Source organism: Bacillus sp. UNC322MFChir4.1 (assembly GCF_000746135.1).
In the GTDB taxonomy this organism is placed as follows: Bacteria; Bacillota; Bacilli; order Bacillales; family Bacillaceae_G; genus Bacillus_A.
In genome coordinates this window covers 24,913-41,273 of sequence record NZ_KN050814.1, presented here as the reverse complement: position 1 = coordinate 41,273, position 16,361 = coordinate 24,913, and the positions used below count along the sequence as shown (strand labels likewise).

The 16,361-nt window shown below is 35.9% G+C and carries 17 protein-coding genes and 3 pseudogenes; 10 read left to right on the top strand and 10 right to left on the bottom strand.

What is annotated here, in order from left to right; genetic code table 11:
• The first annotated feature begins 81 nt into the window (after positions 1-81).
• Both BR72_RS23890 and BR72_RS26575 read left to right on the top strand, forming a co-directional pair.
• On the top strand, positions 82-1,212 hold the full coding sequence (locus tag BR72_RS23890) for an MFS transporter (RefSeq protein ID WP_035437853.1): 1,131 nt from the start codon (positions 82-84) through the stop codon (positions 1,210-1,212).
• A gap of 206 nt (positions 1,213-1,418) precedes the next feature.
• Positions 1,419-1,559, top strand: a complete 141-nt coding sequence (locus tag BR72_RS26575; protein ID WP_141771678.1) for a hypothetical protein — start codon at positions 1,419-1,421, stop codon at positions 1,557-1,559.
• 121 nt (positions 1,560-1,680) lie between these two features.
• Here BR72_RS26575 and BR72_RS23885 read toward each other — a convergent pair whose 3' ends face one another.
• On the bottom strand, positions 1,681-2,679 hold the full coding sequence (locus BR72_RS23885) for a S66 family peptidase (protein ID WP_035437851.1): 999 nt from the start codon (positions 2,677-2,679) through the stop codon (positions 1,681-1,683).
• A gap of 146 nt (positions 2,680-2,825) precedes the next feature.
• Here BR72_RS23885 and BR72_RS23880 point away from each other — a divergent pair, with 146 nt between their 5' ends.
• The gene (locus BR72_RS23880) at positions 2,826-3,152 is read left to right on the top strand and encodes an alpha/beta hydrolase fold domain-containing protein (RefSeq protein WP_035437848.1); all 327 of its coding nucleotides are present in this window, start codon (positions 2,826-2,828) and stop codon (positions 3,150-3,152) included.
• Positions 3,153-3,327: 175 nt separating this feature from the next.
• Here the strand turns inward: BR72_RS23880 and BR72_RS23875 are convergent, their stop codons facing one another.
• Both BR72_RS23875 and BR72_RS23870 read right to left on the bottom strand, forming a co-directional pair.
• Entirely contained in the window at positions 3,328-4,998 is a 1,671-nt protein-coding gene (locus tag BR72_RS23875; RefSeq protein ID WP_035437846.1) for a multicopper oxidase family protein, read from the bottom strand.
• Between the two features lie 136 nt (positions 4,999-5,134).
• Positions 5,135-5,561, bottom strand: a pseudogene (locus BR72_RS23870) (Tn3 family transposase); the annotation flags it as partial.
• 375 nt (positions 5,562-5,936) lie between these two features.
• Here BR72_RS23870 and BR72_RS23865 point away from each other — a divergent pair.
• The 4 genes and pseudogenes from BR72_RS23865 to BR72_RS23850 all read left to right on the top strand — a co-directional run.
• Entirely contained in the window at positions 5,937-6,908 is a 972-nt protein-coding gene (locus tag BR72_RS23865) for an NAD(P)H-dependent flavin oxidoreductase (protein WP_177206970.1), read from the top strand.
• Positions 6,909-6,934: 26 nt separating this feature from the next.
• Entirely contained in the window at positions 6,935-7,264 is a 330-nt protein-coding gene (locus BR72_RS23860; RefSeq protein ID WP_081904990.1) for a sensor histidine kinase, read from the top strand.
• A gap of 411 nt (positions 7,265-7,675) precedes the next feature.
• On the top strand, positions 7,676-8,455 hold the full coding sequence (locus tag BR72_RS23855; protein WP_035437840.1) for a hypothetical protein: 780 nt from the start codon (positions 7,676-7,678) through the stop codon (positions 8,453-8,455).
• 42 nt (positions 8,456-8,497) lie between these two features.
• A pseudogene (locus BR72_RS23850) lies at positions 8,498-9,052 on the top strand (DUF6688 domain-containing protein); the annotation flags it as partial.
• A 427-nt stretch (positions 9,053-9,479) separates the two neighbouring features.
• Here BR72_RS23850 and BR72_RS26095 read toward each other — a convergent pair.
• The gene (locus BR72_RS26095; RefSeq protein ID WP_081904989.1) at positions 9,480-9,626 is read right to left on the bottom strand and encodes a DUF2639 domain-containing protein; all 147 of its coding nucleotides are present in this window, start codon (positions 9,624-9,626) and stop codon (positions 9,480-9,482) included.
• Positions 9,627-9,754: 128 nt separating this feature from the next.
• On the opposite strand from BR72_RS26095, the pseudogene BR72_RS23845 reads away from it, so the two are divergent.
• A pseudogene (locus BR72_RS23845) lies at positions 9,755-10,074 on the top strand (nucleoside triphosphate pyrophosphohydrolase).
• Positions 10,075-10,103: 29 nt separating this feature from the next.
• Here BR72_RS23845 and BR72_RS23840 read toward each other — a convergent pair.
• Together BR72_RS23840 and BR72_RS26090 are read right to left on the bottom strand one after the other, a co-directional pair.
• Positions 10,104-10,592: a GNAT family N-acetyltransferase gene (locus BR72_RS23840; protein ID WP_035437836.1), complete on the bottom strand. Its 489-nt coding sequence runs from the start codon at positions 10,590-10,592 to the stop codon at positions 10,104-10,106.
• A gap of 70 nt (positions 10,593-10,662) precedes the next feature.
• Positions 10,663-10,803 carry a YflJ family protein gene (locus BR72_RS26090; protein ID WP_081904988.1) on the bottom strand — a complete coding sequence of 47 codons (141 nt, stop codon included), beginning with the start codon at positions 10,801-10,803 and terminating at the stop codon, positions 10,663-10,665.
• Between the two features lie 138 nt (positions 10,804-10,941).
• Between BR72_RS26090 and BR72_RS23835 the strand changes: the two genes are divergently transcribed.
• Positions 10,942-11,301: a hypothetical protein gene (locus BR72_RS23835; RefSeq protein WP_035437834.1), complete on the top strand. Its 360-nt coding sequence runs from the start codon at positions 10,942-10,944 to the stop codon at positions 11,299-11,301.
• Positions 11,302-11,327: 26 nt separating this feature from the next.
• On the opposite strand, the gene BR72_RS23830 is transcribed toward BR72_RS23835, so the two are convergent.
• Entirely contained in the window at positions 11,328-11,513 is a 186-nt protein-coding gene (locus BR72_RS23830; protein ID WP_035437832.1) for a YhzD family protein, read from the bottom strand.
• A gap of 702 nt (positions 11,514-12,215) precedes the next feature.
• Here BR72_RS23830 and BR72_RS26890 point away from each other — a divergent pair.
• Positions 12,216-12,386, top strand: coding sequence for a hypothetical protein (locus BR72_RS26890; protein ID WP_177206971.1), 171 nt, complete (start codon positions 12,216-12,218; stop codon positions 12,384-12,386).
• 248 nt (positions 12,387-12,634) lie between these two features.
• Here the strand turns inward: BR72_RS26890 and BR72_RS23825 are convergent, their stop codons facing one another.
• The 3 genes from BR72_RS23825 to BR72_RS23815 are packed head-to-tail and all read right to left on the bottom strand — an operon-like array spanning position 12,635 to position 16,314.
• The gene (locus tag BR72_RS23825; protein WP_035437830.1) at positions 12,635-13,315 is read right to left on the bottom strand and encodes a DUF1266 domain-containing protein; all 681 of its coding nucleotides are present in this window, start codon (positions 13,313-13,315) and stop codon (positions 12,635-12,637) included.
• Between the two features lie 12 nt (positions 13,316-13,327).
• The gene (locus tag BR72_RS23820) at positions 13,328-14,614 is read right to left on the bottom strand and encodes a J domain-containing protein (RefSeq protein ID WP_035437828.1); all 1,287 of its coding nucleotides are present in this window, start codon (positions 14,612-14,614) and stop codon (positions 13,328-13,330) included.
• Positions 14,614-16,314 (bottom strand): molecular chaperone HscC, encoded by a 1,701-nt coding sequence (locus BR72_RS23815; RefSeq protein ID WP_035437826.1) that lies wholly within the window; start codon positions 16,312-16,314, stop codon positions 14,614-14,616. Before BR72_RS23815 ends, BR72_RS23820 begins: the two co-directional genes overlap by 1 nt.
• Between the last annotated feature and the right edge of the window lie 47 nt (positions 16,315-16,361).

Genomic DNA, 16,361 nt, shown 5'->3' with positions numbered 1-16,361 from the left:
TGGCAGTACCACCAGGTGGTACTGCTTTTTTATTCGCTTATCTGTAAAATATGAAACGATAGAAAGAAGGATTACATTATAATGGAACGTTTATGGACAAAAAACTATATAATGCTGACAATTACAGCGTTATTACTATTTAGTGGCTTTTATTTACTCATGCCAACACTACCTATGTTTATTAAACAATTAGGTGGAAGTGAATCTCAAGTTGGATTTATTATTGGAGTGTTTACCATATCGGCAGTCATTTTACGTCCGATTGTTGGAGGATTAATGGATCGATATGGCAGGCGTGTATTTATAATAAGCGGACTATTATTTTTTGCAATGACAATGTATTTTTACGATTGGATAACAGGAGTTATATTTTTAGTGGTATTACGTATCCTCCATGGAATGAGCTGGGCAATTGCTACAACTTCGATCGGAACGGCTGTGACTGATGTTATTCCACCATCTCGTCGCGGAGAAGGAATGGGATGGTATGGACTTGCAATGACTTTAGGCATGGCTTTAGGACCAATATTAGGTCTTTGGGTAGCAAAATCATTTTCATTTCATTATCTATTTCTTCTATGTACAGCATTAGCACTTATTGCATTCATACTTGCATTTGGTACGAAAATTCCAGTAGTTCAAAGTACAGAAAAAAAACCAATATCATTTTTTGAAAAAACTGTTTTGCCAATCGCTGTTGTTACATTTTTTCTATCCCTTACTTTTGGTGGCATTACAACATTTTTACCACTGTTTGCGGCAAAAATTCAAGTTAATGCTGGTACTTTTTTCTTAGTGTATGCTGTTACACTTACAGTAATTAGACCACTTGCCGGGAAGATATCCGATAAACATGGAGAAGGAGTTATTATTGTTCCTGCACTTTGTACACTGATAGTCGCACTATTCGTCCTAACAATGACAAAAGGGCTTGTTGGACTCGTTATTACAGCTATTTTGTACGGAATTGGATTTGGAGCAGCGCAACCTGCTCTTCAAATAGTAACGTTACGATTAGCTTCACCAGAGAAAAGAGGAGTAGCGAACGCTACATTTTTTACTGCTTTTGATTTAGGAATTGGTTTAGGATCTATTATTCTAGGATTTGTTTCACAAATCATGGGATATCAAATGCTATTTACTGTTTGTGCTGTATCTGGGTTTATTAGTCTGCTAATTTTTATTTTGTTTGTAAAAAAGACATTACTATAATGTTTTAATTTATGAAAAAGCCCATTAGAAAATGGGCTTTTTTCTTAGAGGTTAATGTTAACTAACCACTAAGACGGTTTGATGGAACATTTATTGTAACACGATAGTGGTTATCTGAAAATGGAAATAACATATGCAATATTGCATTTTATCCAAATATTTCTTCATGCTATATTAATAGAGAACCTGTGGGGGGGGAAGAGTGTATGCAAAAACTTTTTAAGGGGAGTTTAGTGGCATTAGCGATGGTAACGTGTATGTCTCTAGTACGTAACGAGGTCGCAAAGAATCCCGAAGAAGAAACTGAAGAAGTGGATTTAATGTCTATCTTGCCTTTTGAGTATTAATAAAAAAGAAACAATCGCTTATAACAAAAGTGATTGTTTCTTTTTTATTGATTATATATATCTGAGATAATTGAATATGAATTTATTATGAAAAAGCCTCATTAATCCACGTTTAGCGTAATTAACGTATCCACTCTTCAAGGATCATTACGGTTTTATTTGTTGCATCCATCTCTATTTTCATACCAAGTGGAACGGTTAACATCGGGTGTGTATGGCAACAATCAAAGTCCGCAATAAAGGGTATGTTAATGCCGTCCAAAACTTCTAATAAAATCTCATATGGTTTTTTGTTTGTACCACTATCATGAAATTGCTCATGTTTTCCAAGAATCAAACCAGAAATTTTATGAAATACGCCATTGAGTTTTAGTAATGAAAAACTTCTTTCAATAGTAGCAGCATCTTTTGTCGTATCCTCGATAAAAAGGATATCTCCGCCTTTTATTTCTGGCATATACTCGCTGCCCCAAATGCCAGTTAAAGTATCTAAATTTCCTCCAATTAACCTTCCTGTTGCTTTTCCGCTATTTACACAAATCCAATCATTCTTTATACGTTGTTTTTCCTTCGTTTTTTCTTCCCAATTGATAAACTCATCCGTCCAATACGGCGGCTTTTTAATCGCATATGGTAATGTTTGTTTCTCTTCTAACATGTCACTAAAATATTCGTATGTAAAGTGAACAAATGGTTCAAACTCACCAAATGAAGGGATTAATGCAGGGCCATAAAATGTATGGATTCCCGTTTTGGCGTATATCCCAAGTAAGATTGCAGTAACATCGGAATAACCGATCATGATTTTCGGGTTTTTTATAAAAGCTTCATAATCAATATAAGGCAATATTGAATTAGAATTCATCCCACCAATGGTTGACATGATACATTTGATGTTAGGGTTTCGTATTAACTCGTTCAGTTCTTCTGCCCGTTCTTTAATGCTTCCAGAGCGATAGTTGTCATGTTTTCCAGTTAAATTTCCTTCTATTATTTTGAACCCCTTGTTCTCTAGGAATTTTTTTGCTCGCTCAAATCTTTTCGGTGCAGTATAAGTTGCGGGTGATGAAGGGGAGTAAATCCCAATTAAATCTCCTTTTTGTAATCTGCTAAGTTTCATAGTTTTCTCTCTCCCCTAAAAAGTGTTTTCTGTACAACGGTTCCTTCTTTTTGGCTATTTTTTGAAAATTCCTTTTTATCCAATGTATAATAAATGAAAAAGTGCTGCAATATGAGATTCGTAACTATTCCGAGATCATCAAGCCAATGATTAAAGGATTGGCTGAAAGTGGCGATTTATTTTTCAAACTTTATTTGCAAAGTAAAGTAGAAATCACTGATTCTCACGTTTCACCGCTGCTATCAGATCAGTTAAGCAACATGCCGCCAACATTAATTGTAACTGCCGAATTTGATTATTTAAAAGTAGAGTGCGAAGCATACGCAGCAAAACTTGCACGAAGCGGCGTTCCTACAAAGCTGATTCAATACAACGGTACAAACCATGTATTTATGGACAAAATCGGTTTATATCCGCAAGCAGAAGATTTGATGAGTGAAATTGCGAAAGAAATGAAAAGAGTGTTTGTTTAATTAGAAAGAAGCTGGCTTCAAAAGGCACATAAATTCCTTTTGAAGCCAGTCTGTTTTGTTATCGACCGTTCTTTGCAATATATCGGCGCTTCGAAACGATTTAAAGACCATTCGACGATATTCGACACATGAATAGCACTAGATCATACCGAAAAGAAGAAGAGAAATTATGGGATCATGATCTCTCTTCTTTTTTATGTTTCCATTGTTTATGACAGTCAAAACATTGAGAAAAGGCGTTATCGCTACATTGTTCTGGATCACGTTCACATGGGTTAAAGCTAGGATTAGGTAGAACCTCGTACGGTCTCATCATATCGTAATCTTCATGTTCAAGAATGTGGCAGTGCCACGGATAGATTCCTGTAAATGGACCAAAACGTGCAATAATTCGGGTTACTTCTCCGGGATTAGCACGAACCGTATCTTTCCATCCTCTCTCGTTTGGATCGGGTGGTATAGGCGGTCCGACTTTGAGATTAGAACCATTTGGATCGCCAGTAAATACGGCGCGATTCAAAATTTGAAAATGGACAAGGTGCAAGTGAATTGGGTGAGTGTCTGGTGTCGTATTGTACAGCTCCCAAATCTCTATCGTTCCATTATACGGTGTTTCTGTAATTGGTTCACTCCACTCCATGTTATTTAATAATGGCATAGGGCGCCCAAAATTATCGGTAGCTTCAAGTAAAGTGTTTTTTCGTGTTATTACAGCATACTGCGGGTTCAGGTGTTCCAAACAACTCAACTTTTTTGGAATTTTGCTTTTGTCAGTTCTGCAGCATGTTTGTTTCACGCGAAATTGCATAATCTGCCTCAAATCTTCAGAGGGACTTTCGCCGTCAGGGAATGGGGTTGGTGCGTCATTTGTTAAAATAATACTCTGACCGTTATGGTTTGAAAAATCAACAATGACATCGGCGCGTTCCGCAGGTGCAAGGATGATTTCGGATACTTGGACTGGTTGTTCCAAAAATCCTCCATCCGTACCAATTTGGATAAACTTTTGCCCAGAGCTCAGCCGCACACGATAAAAACGAGAATTGGAGCCGTTTAGGATGCGGAACCGGTATTTACGTGGCTCCACCTCAAGATAAGGCCATACTTTTCCGTTTACTAAAATTGTGTTGCCGAAAAATTCAGGTGTGACTGACGGATTTGGTAATGTAGGGTCGATTGGCGGAGGTGGCTGCGGTGCTGGTGGTGCCATATTTCCTGGTTGGGATGGATAGAATAGTTCACCATTGGCATAGAACGAACGATCTTGGATGACGAGTGGAATTTCAAATTTTCCACTCGGAAGATTCAATTGTTTCTCTTCTTCATCTCTGAGAAGATAGAAGCCTGCAAGACCGGCATAAACGTTCAAACGGGTGATTCCAAGGGCGTGATCATGATACCAAAGTGTTGCCGGACGTTGACAGTTTGGATAATAGTAGACTTCAGTCACAAATTTCGGCCCAACATTTCTAAAATCTCTTGTGAACCATGCTTCAGGATATCCGTCATCTTCTGGACGAACCCGAGCGCCATGTAAATGGACAACGGTCCTAACAGAAGGCATGGACGATTGCGCACCATGAACCGTTTGGTCGACAGGCAGCAGGTGTTCAAAGGGCAATTTATTTTTCCATTTCACAAGAATAGGGTGATTTCTTTCTACTTCGAATGTAGGGCCCGGGTACATACCGTTGTACCCCCAGACGGTAGTTGGCGACAAATCACGATGTAATTTTTGTTTGACTTGCTTCATTGTTACTTCATAGAATGGGATTCCATTATAGCTACTTTCTGGTTTTAAGACAGGAGGAATGGGTAAGGCATCGACAAATTTTTTTAAAGACAATTCAGTGCCTCCTTTTAAACAATTAAATGTTGTATGTCATATATCATATGAATTTCATTTATGATGGTATAGACGAATTTCTAATAGGCTGAAGTGATAAAAACCGTACCACAATAAGGGATACGGTTTTTGTTCTTTCAAAATCCTTGTATTGTCTACTTCCTACAACCCACATATCCCCAGAACGAAGGTGATTATACAATTCTGAAAAGACACCGAACTCATAGTAATGGCGATCAATACCATTTTCTTTGATCACATGTTTGAACCATTTCGATTTAAGAAAATCCATCGGAGCTGTTTCAGGAATTTTTCTTTTTCCTATTAGGTTTATTTCTTTTAATATTTCTAGAGCTTGAAATAAAGTATGGCTCGCCTTAGAGGCTTTAAAATCTGGGTGCAAATTTGCGAAAGTGTCCATAATGATTATCCAGTAGTTCTAAATAATCAAACTCTGCTGGTCTAGCTAATTCTTCTGCCTGTTCTACTGATTGTACAAATTGTTCCTATGAAATGATAGATTGTAATGATTCAAAAGGGCCTTGTTCTAATTCTTTTGCTTGGTACTTACTAGTTCGTTGCACAAAACCAACATCTCTAGCAAGATCTCGTAAGATGTTTGGGGGATAAGAGGCTTTGAATTTCTTGAGCAAATAGCTGTAATTCATCAGATACAGAAATAGACATACAAAAACGCCATCCTTTCCTATGATTCTACAAAAAGAATAGCGTATTTTTTCATTTTAGGGGATATTTTGTTTTGTTAGCTTGATAGTGATGGGCATGCGTGTCAGGCCTTATAGAATATTATTCGAACATTTTGTGAAAAACAACAAAAAACACCACAAACTACTAGGAGTAGGTATTAATTTCCTGGTGTCCATTCGAAACGCTATGTTACACTAAGGGAGCTTTAACGATCCATTCTAAAAACAGTAATGAAATGGGGTATTTACTTGAACTTTCCACAGTTAAAAATCGGTCATATGATGCCAAAGGTTCCAATTATGCAGGGAGGTATGGGCGTAGGTATTTCATTAAGCAAACTTGCATCTGCTGTTGCAAATGCTGGAGGAATTGGAATTATATCAGGAACTGGAATTTCTATCGACGAAATGAGACTACATATAAGGAAGGCGAAGGAAAAGGTCCAGAATGCCGGCTATATTGGAGTAAACGTTCTTTTCGCGATGAATGATTTTGCTGAAAAAATGAAAGCGGCCATTGAAGAAAAAGTTGATTTCATCATATCAGGTGCTGGGATTTCAAGAGATATGTATACTTGGGGCAAAAAGGCCGGCATACCAGTTATTTCAATTGTTTCTTCAGCAAAGCTTGCTAAATTATCTGAACGTCTGGGTGCATCTGCAGTTGTTGTAGAAGGTCATGAAGCCGGGGGACACCTCGGAACCGAAAGACCTTTATTCGATATATTACCTGAAGTAGTTGCAGCGGTTAAAATCCCGGTAATTGCTGCTGGAGGAATTATGACCGGAAAAGATCTTGCTCGTGCCTTAAGTATGGGGGCCTCTGGAGTACAGATGGGGACGAGATTTGTTGCAAGTGATGAGTGTGACGCACCCTTATCATTTAAAGAAAAGTATGTACATGCTCGAACGAAAGATACTATGCTGCTCAAAACAACTGTAGGTCTCCAAGGTCGTGCAATTAAGAATAACTTCACTGAGCTGATAGCTGATGATAAAAAGATAAAAATAAAGAAGTGCATGAATTGCCTAAAAAATTGTTCTTATCGTTTTTGTACGCTAGATTCTTTGATAACATCAATGGATGGTGATTGTGAGAATGGTCTTGTTTTTGCTGGCGCAAGAGTGCATGAAATCAAGGAAATTCTACCAGTTAAAACAATCATCAACAATATCATGACAGAATATAAAGCCTGTATGTAAGTAAGAATTAATGTCGATCCTCTTATATTCATCTGAAGAAGGTACTAGAAAATCTTATAACAAATGCTATAAAATATTCACCGAATTCAATGAATATAAATATCGATTTAGTAGAAGAGCAAGATCAATATGTTTTTAGCATAGAAAATGAAGGTGCTCATATACCAGATGAGGATGTAAAGAATATTTTTAAAGAGTTTTACAGGGTTGATAAATTAAGAAATAAAAAAACAGGTGGAAATGGTTTAGGCTTGGTAATAGTAAAAGTTATATTGGAAGCCCACCATATTCAATATGATATAGAGAATAATAAAAAAGGCGTAAAATTTACAATTTATTTACCTGGAAATGAGTGAATTATTTTAGTATTAATTATAATGAACCGTATCACAAGTGATAGCAAAGCGGAAGTTTGAGTTAGACGTCGTAGAAGAGTGGTTTTAAGAGTCATGAAAACAAGCCTAACGTATTTAGTTAAGCTTGTTTTTTGTATAATGTATTAAAGATTTCTAATATAATTATGTACAAGAAGAAAGTAATTAATTAAAGTGGCATATTAAGTAGTAAAAATTAAGTAGCGCGGAGAATCATATTATATGATATTAACGATATTTTTCCGTATAAATAATAATTAGTACTATATTTTTAATATTAAAGAGCAATCGCATGAGTGGTTACTCTTTTATTTAGAATTTTTAAATGCGGTAAATAACTTGTTGAAGGGTTATTTAGGTTCTATAATTTTTGCAGATAAGGGGAATGATAATTTGTTTAGTACGAGGGAGTATGGCATTATATTATGGTTAAGCATTATCATTATTTTTGCTCTATTTAAAAATGGAAAGCAGATTGGGCTTAGTTTGTTGATTGCTTACTTATTTCTCATAGTTTATTTGTTATTTTATTTAAAAATAATGGAATTAGAAATGATAAAGGATTATGTTATTTGGATATCCTCAGCCTTTTTTCCTGCGATGTATAAAGTTGTTATACATCGGAATGTTAGTATATTTAAAATGTTTAAGGACTTATTCAAATTTAGTATATTCTATATGTTTATTATAAGCGAGTACACCTTTAACTTTTGGTTAGAGTCAATAATAATAGTCCCGATTTCTTTTATATTAATACTTATATCATCTTTTATAGATATTGAAAATAAAGCAGAATATAAGCAGCTTAAGAAAGTAATAAATGTTTTATTGGCACTTCTAGGATTTATTATCCTATATTATGCTATGATTTCATTTATCGGTTCTATTAAAGATGTAGAAAAGATCATTTTTTGGAAAAAATTATTTTTTGAAATTATTATATTCTGTTTACATATACCTATTTTATACTTTAGTCAGATTGTTTCGGTCACCGAGCAAATTATATTAAAAACGAATTTAATATGGGATTCTAAAAAGAAGAATAAGGCAATGATTTTGCTATTATTAAAATCTAGATTTAAGAAAGAAAGATTAAATGATTTTTATGAAATAATCTTAGCCAATAATCGTGTGAATAATATGAGAGAGTTAAAAGAATTAATTAATAATTAAGTTTCATGCTATGCAAAGTCCATTTAAATATTTGTAGAATGTATGCTATTTCTCTTCAGGATATGTAATGACTATCAAAAGATGCCAAAACTATGGGCTATAAGCTTGTTTCCAGTTCTGATTATCATCCAGCTAATTTTAGTCCTGTTTGGACAACGACCGGATAGCCTTATTCGTGTGTTCCTTGAAACAAGTTCTTTCAACTATTCGAATATCCCTGCGCCAAAACCAGAAATAGTGCCAGGTGACGGGCATTATTTGTGTACGGTCTCTGCTAAAGGACATAAAAAATTGGTCAAGCCAGTCAGGGCAGGTATCAGAGGTGGGGCAAGAATTCCTGTGAACCGCCAGCTATTAATTGCCAATGCATTTGAGAACATTCTTGAACAATATGTTCCAAACTTGCATAGAGCCATTCGTAACTTCTATGACAAGTATGGCTACCCAATCAGCAGGCACATCAATTCAAAATGGTCCGCAGAAATCGTCTATCTTATAATGAACCCTTTGGAATGGTTATTCCTTGTTGTGTTGTATACGGTAGACAAAAAACCAGAAAACAGAATTCATATGCAGTATAGTGAGTTGAGGAAGTGAAATAATCAAGGGCGGTTGATATGGTGACAAAAGGTGATTCTTCAAAAAAGTAAAACGGGTCATTTATCCCGTATTAACGGGCAGTAAGACCCCCACTGACGGAAGTTTCACTTTATCGGCGCTTTTTGAAATATATCGGCGGAAATAGTACATTTATCGGCGCTTTTCATAATATATCGGCGCTTCGACACGATATAAAGATACCTTGACAATATTCGACATCTTGGTTAGTTCAAATACAAAAGAACTTCATCCTAGAAAGGATAACGATTTTGGATGAAGAGATGATTGATCTCGGTTTATTTTTAAGTGTAGTACAAGTTATTTAAATGATCAGTTTGTGCAATTTTTAAATATGAGGGTAGACGAATAGCCCGTGAAGAAAGTCTTCATGGGCTATTTACTTATAAAGATTGGAACAGATAGTTTATTTCTCTTTCAGTTCTTGCTGCTTCCCTAATAGTAAATTCCTGAGCACGTGCGCTCGGTAACTCTCCAACTTCCGCCCCTCATAATAATTTACGCCAAGCTTCTTCAACTCATACACGTACCAGCCTTTAGTTCCGTAATACATGACGAACCTTCTCCTTTTAAATTTTTTACAGTATATGCTCGAGTAGGAAAAGGAAAGCTTGTTTTACTTGCGAAAAATGTGGATTTTTCTGCATGCTATAATAATAGAAAAATATAGGAGGGATTCTAATGCCAATCTACAACAAATTAGTACGCGATTGTATCCCAAAAATGATTGAAAAGGCATGTACAACTAGAATTTTAGAGAATACATAGAAGAAATATGTAAAAAAACACAAGAAGAGTTAGCGGAGTACGTAGAAGCAGAAACACAGGAACATAAAATAGAGGAACTAGCGGATTTACTTGAGCTTGTTAACGCACTAGCACAGCATGAAGGCGTAACGCTTGAAGACGTGGAAAAAGTCCGCGTAGAAAAAGCTGAAAAGCGCGGTGGATTTGGGAAGAGAGTTTTCTTAATTGAAGTAAGTGATAATGAGGCAGAGTGATTACGTTAGGAAAAGAAAAAAGGCATTACTTATATAAGTGATGCCAAGTTATTTGTTAATTTTAAGCAATACACGAGTTCATCGTGATGACCTTTTTCAATCTCGCCAGTTGCCTCAAAACCGATTTTTTCATAAATTCGTTTTGCGCGTTCGTTATCGTGGATTACCGATAAATAAATTTCTTTACATTTGTATTGTGCGCTCATTTCGTCAATTACTATTTGTAATGCAGGAACGCCATACCCTTTCCCTTGATATTGATGCCCTAACATCATGCTGATTAATTCGTATCTTTCATGTTCTTTTCGGTAGCCATAGGAGGCAAATCCGATTAAAGTGTGATCGTCATAAATAGCTTTTGGGACAAAATTATAAGTTTGACAGACCCCAAGGAAAAAAGTGTTAGAACCGACCCATCTTTCGAATATTTGAATGCGTTCTTCTTGGTCTTTATCCGATTTCAAACTAATAATATCCCAAAAGTTTTCTTCTGTTACCGCTCCTAATTTTAGATTCATTCTTTTCTCCTTTTTTAACTTACTTTTCAAAGGGAAAAGCTCCTCCCGTACAAGAAGGAGCTTCCTTTTATTAAGCCGACTGTCTCCTTGCCTTCTCAAGTAGACTAGCTAAAATATGCGTACGAAATGACTCTAGTTTTCTTCCTTCATAAGTACGGATACCTAATTTTTTTAATTCGTGTACGTACCAACCTTTGCTACCGAAATGCATATAATCGCTTCCTCTCTTGTTTGGAGTAATTCTGATTGTCTTTTTTGTGGAATGATGAATTTCCATAGGAAAGTGGTTAACTTCTTTGTCAAAGACATATATACTAGAAGTAGTATATGTTGAGGTGGACTGAACAGCGTGATTATTGAAAAACACGAAATTCAAATTGATCAGATTACGAGTGGGAAGGTCAATATTATTACGTTTTATCGTAATAAGAAGCAAATTGACCACCAATTTTTACAATTGCAGGAGCCTTCTCTAACTGCGAATTATTTTTTTCATTTTCATCTAGATGCGGAAAGCTTGCGTCTCTTGCATGAAGAGTTTCCAAGTATTTATCCGTACAATCCAAAAGAGAGCATTCAGCAGTGGACGGATAAAATGAAGGATGAGTTAAAGCACCTTATTCAAACAGGTATGTGGAATAAGCGTGTTCGATTTGGTAATCGAATTGTAGAAGTTGTGTTTCTGTGGTGTGAAGAAGATATACTATGAAAAAGAAGCGGTGTAACGCTTCTTTTTTAACGCTGGAATAAGACAAGCTTTCCGCTTGAAGATGTGCAGCGGTGCGTGTGACCATACAATTGTTTGTCTTGTAAAAGGGCTTCGCCTTTTGATTTTGCTTCTGCTTCTGTCGTAGCCTCAAATGACTCGTCTAGTACTTTTGAACCGTCTTTTTCGAAAACTGTTAGTGTGTATACGCCCATGAAAATTCCCTCCAAAAAATAATCAGAATGTTATAACTATTGTGTCACAAAATACGCAATTATGCAAAAGAAATATGTGACAATATTTGTAAAGATTAAGATGACTTTTGTATCTATTTTTTTGGGGGGAGAAAAAGGGTTAGGTTCTTTTTGGGTTTTTTCCGACAAAATATGACATAACAAAGACATTTCCTTTGTTGTGATATTTTTGCATAATTAGAGAAACATGGAATTATGAAAGTTGAATTCACTAAAAAGAATAATAAATGAAGATTTGTTAGAAACGATAAAAACCGTCAGCTAACAACTTTAGATTGGTTTTCAATAGCGAAAAGTTATGCGACATTTAGCGATGTGAGGAAGGAATTTGATAAAGTACCATAGGTTGAAATAGAAAGTAAGGGTAGGGATAAGCCAGATGATAAAAAGCATCTGGCTTATTTTTGTTTAGATGTGGGGTGCATTATTTCTGAAGTTATAGTAGTAACTGTTTTTTAGAAACGGGAGATATAGAACTATTTTCAACAAGATAAATGAGGTTTTGCTCTGAAGCGAAACCTCTCTTTATCTTGGATTTTTATATGGTAGTTGAGTAGTTACGTTAAATTTATGTTTAACAGTTTAGAAGTAAAAAGGTATAATCTTAAAGGATGTCTTTACAAACAGGGGAAAATTTTCATGAAAAAGGGGTAATGAGATTAGATGATAATAGGGATCATATGTTTAATTTTAGGAATAGATTTAATTTGGTGGAGTAACGGGAATTTATGGTTATTGATACCTGGCATTCTATTTACAGCTGTGGGTGCTATATTAAGCGTGACGTTTATTTGGTTGAAGAAAGAAGTAAGAAAATCAGAGAAGAATAGTTAGAAGTTATATAAATGCAAAAGTGAAACCTCCATTAGTGGAAGTTTTTTTGAAAGAATAGTTTTGTAAATGCCGTACCGTAGTCTAGTAAACAATTACTTCGAAGTGATAAAAAATCCTGAGAAATTTCTCAGGATTCTTTTTTATCCCGCATTTATATATCTTTAGCGTAATGCCGAACTTCCATATCAAAACAGTTTCTATTTGTTCTCTAAAGCAATTTCTTCTTATTTCAAGAAATGTAATATGATTTAACTCAAATCTTTAAGTAGATTATTTTCCCATGGAACAATACTTAATAGAGTTTTTTTATAATTAAACAAGTGCAATACGTAATTAATATTATACTTATCTTTATTTATAAATTCTATATCATTTGCGTTAAAGTGGCTGCCGATACGAAAGGCGTTAAAATACTCGTGCCAATCTGAATAAGAATGTTGTGAAAGTCGTGCAGCCTGTATCATAAAGTTCTTTGCTTCCTGTTTTGATAAATAACCGAGTCTTCTACCGACCCGACATAAACAAATGCACCATGCATAATCAAACGCTGCAATTCCGGAATCCGTCAAAATATGTAATCCGTAATTAGCAATATAAAGTTTTTCATAGTCAGGGTGGTCTTTCGATAATTGCTTTCGCGCTGCCTCGGAAAGAGGAGTCAATTGCTGGCGTATACGATTAAATTCCTGCCGTGTTCCTTCTTCTAAAAACCAATTGATTTTCTCTTTTAACTCCGTCGAATTTTCAATCTTCCATGTCCATAACACGTTCTTCAAAAAACGTTTCCCAATAAGGCGGTCTCTAATAAGGGTGAATTCATATCGGGTAAAGTAGTTTGTAAGATAAACACAATTCAAACAAACGGAAGACAAACAGCGGAAATATAGTTCGAGCTGTTTCTCTTGTTTTCTTTTAGATAAAATAGGCATTCTGTCTCCTCCTTATGCCCATGTTTTAAGCCTAACAAATTTCCATGCTTCCCAAATAAGAGGGAGTAGGAGAAGTAATGCATATTTAGATGGTAATGGGGTTAAAACAATAAGAATCATAAAGATCAAATAAACCCAGGTGCGGCTAATAGATATAAATAACAAGTATAGCGCATAGTGGATAATAAACTTCATATTTATTTCTTGTTTCTGTCTCTTCTCTGGAATTTCGGTGTGAGCTCGAACACTGTATGAACGAAATTCTAAGCGTTCCGGATAACGATTTATCACATCCAGCGCCTTAGTGGCTACAGTTTCTATATCACCTGATTCGAGCGAATATTTCACTAATAAGAACAGTGCGTCCATATGCTCCGGCTGAATCGAAAGTAGATGCTCACAGTCCTTGATGGCATCGGTAACTTGGTCACGGCTATAATAAATTTCAGCGCGGTACAGTAAACCATCCGGATTATCTGGATCAATAGAAAGTAAGTCGTTAAAGGATTGTAGCGCACGCTCTTTATTTTCTATACGTAAATAATAAACGCCTTGCATGCGTAAAAGTTCTGGGTCTTCTTGATAAAGATCGTATGCAAAATCCAACGCACTTTTTGCTGCTTCTAAGCTATTGTTCATAAGTGCGTGCTGGGCTTTCTCACGTAAGTATAAATATGCTTCGAAATATAAATCGTCACTTTTCTTGAAAATATCGTAACGCATTTCCCCTGCGCCGCTAATTCTTTCTAGTAAAAATTGTACTGTTTCTTCACCGTACTCAAACTCTAATTCCTGTTTTTGTTCACTAAAGCGAAAAACATTGTCGATAAGTTCCCAAATCGAACTAGAGAAATGGTAATGATATTCTAAAAAATCTATTAATCTATCTCGAATCACTTCGGCATATTCTACATTCCATATTACATCGGAACTTAATAGGTCTTCCCAGTTTTTCAGTTCTATTCGTGCAAAGAAATCGTCATACAGTGTCTCGACTTTTTCCATAAATGCGTGAACAGGATGCTCTGAAACGAGAGTGGAAGCAAGTTCAGGGTTATTGTCAATCCAAGTAGGGAATACAGGATTGACATATGAACCTTCTTCGTTTTCATCTATTTCTTGCAATTCTGCTTGCATTTGTTTTGCGTTTTTTATTGCCCTATCAAACGCTTCTCTTAGTCGCTGATATCCTTCTGGGTCATCTTCTGGATGGTAGACTTTTAGAAGTTTTGCGTAAGCTTTTTTAATAGCAGCAATATTGTCAGTAGGTTCAATCTCTAATGTTTTCCAAATACTCATTAATGAGTAATCCACCTTTCTATACTTTCTAAATGCTCTTTCAATGCAATAGCAGCCTCTTTAATTTTTTTATCATTTTGTGAAGTGAGCACAGTTTCGAATTGTTGTAACAAGATGGAAACTTTCTTACGTTCGTCACCGAGTAACTCTTCATAGAGACGTTCGCCTTTTGCGAGCAACAAGCGATTTTCAGTCCGGTCGCGGGGATGAATTTTAATTTCTTTCAATTCTAGTAGTCTAGCTTCAATTTCTTTTTCTGTAAGATTTCCGGCATTTTGTTGGATAATTGCTCTTTTTTTCTCTCCAGTCGTTGTACTTATTACCTCGACTTCGAGAATGCCGTTAATGTCATATGTATAACGAATGTCAATTGCCTCTTGCCCGGCAGGAGCAGGAGGGACTTTAATTTTGAGTTCGCCAAGTTTTAAGTTATTTTTAACCAAGCGGTTTTCTCCTTGATAAACATCAACAAGTATGGATTGTTGTCGATCATTGACAGTATAAAGTCGTTCCACTCGGCTCACAGGAATCGGTGTATTTCGTTCAATAATCGGGAAGAAGTATCCGAATTCTTTTTGTCCATTTCCTAACTCTTGAACAACACTAGTTCCTAACGTATAAGGACAAACGTCCGTTAAGATAACTTCTTCTAGCGCTTTGTTTCGTTCTTTTAAAGCAACTTGAATCGCAGCGCCTAAAGCAACTGTTTCATCAGGATTAATATTTGCATAAGGCATACGTCCAAAAATTTTAGAAATGATGGATTTGATAAGCGGCATTCTTGTCGCTCCGCCAATTAGAATTACAGCATCTAAATCATTGGGATTTAACGATGCATCACGAAGTGCCCGTTCAATAGGGTAGCGAAGCCGTAAAAGAAGCGGGGTTACTATTTTTTCAAATTCATTTCTGTTAATAGGAGTTTCATATGTCTCATTATGAATTGTGACTCTCATACCTGCGCTATGTTCATTACATAGTGTGAGCTTACAACGTTCTGCTTGCGTATAAATTAACGATTGAGTTTTCGAATCAAGTGAATTCAAATCAAGTTGGTGTGACTCTAAGAAATAGGACATTAAGCTTTTTGTGAAGTCTTCGCCCCCAAGGTAATTATCGCCGGCGATGGATTTAACATCCATTACTCCTTCAAATAATTCCAGAATAGAAACATCGAATGTACCACCACCTAAATCAAATACAAGGAATTTTGTTTCTGTTTCCTCCTGGCATAGTCCGTAAGCGATCGCAGCAGCTGTTGGTTCGCTAATGAGTCGTTCAACTTTTAATCCGGCAATTTCTGCAGCGTGTTTCGTGGCTTTGCGCTGAGCATCATTGAAATAAGCAGGTACGCTAATTACAGCACCAGTAACCGGTTCATTTAAATATGCTTCTGCATCTTGTTTTAAAGACTTGATGACAAAAGATGAAAGTTCTTCAGAAGAAAAAGTATACATACCTAATTCATATTTTTTCTCTGTTCCCATAAATCGTTTAAACGTTGATGCTGTAAAATGCGGATGGGTAATCAGCCGTTCTTTTGCAATACGTCCGACTAAAATCTCACCGTTTTCTTCAACGCTGACGACCGATGGTGTAAGATATTCGTCAAGTGCATTAGGGATAAGGATTGCGCCATCATCTGTCCAATAAGCCGCCAAACTATTTGTTGTTCCTAAGTCAATTCCGATCGTTGCCATACTGATCACCTTTCTTTTTTATATTTTCTATATTTTCTATATTTTAC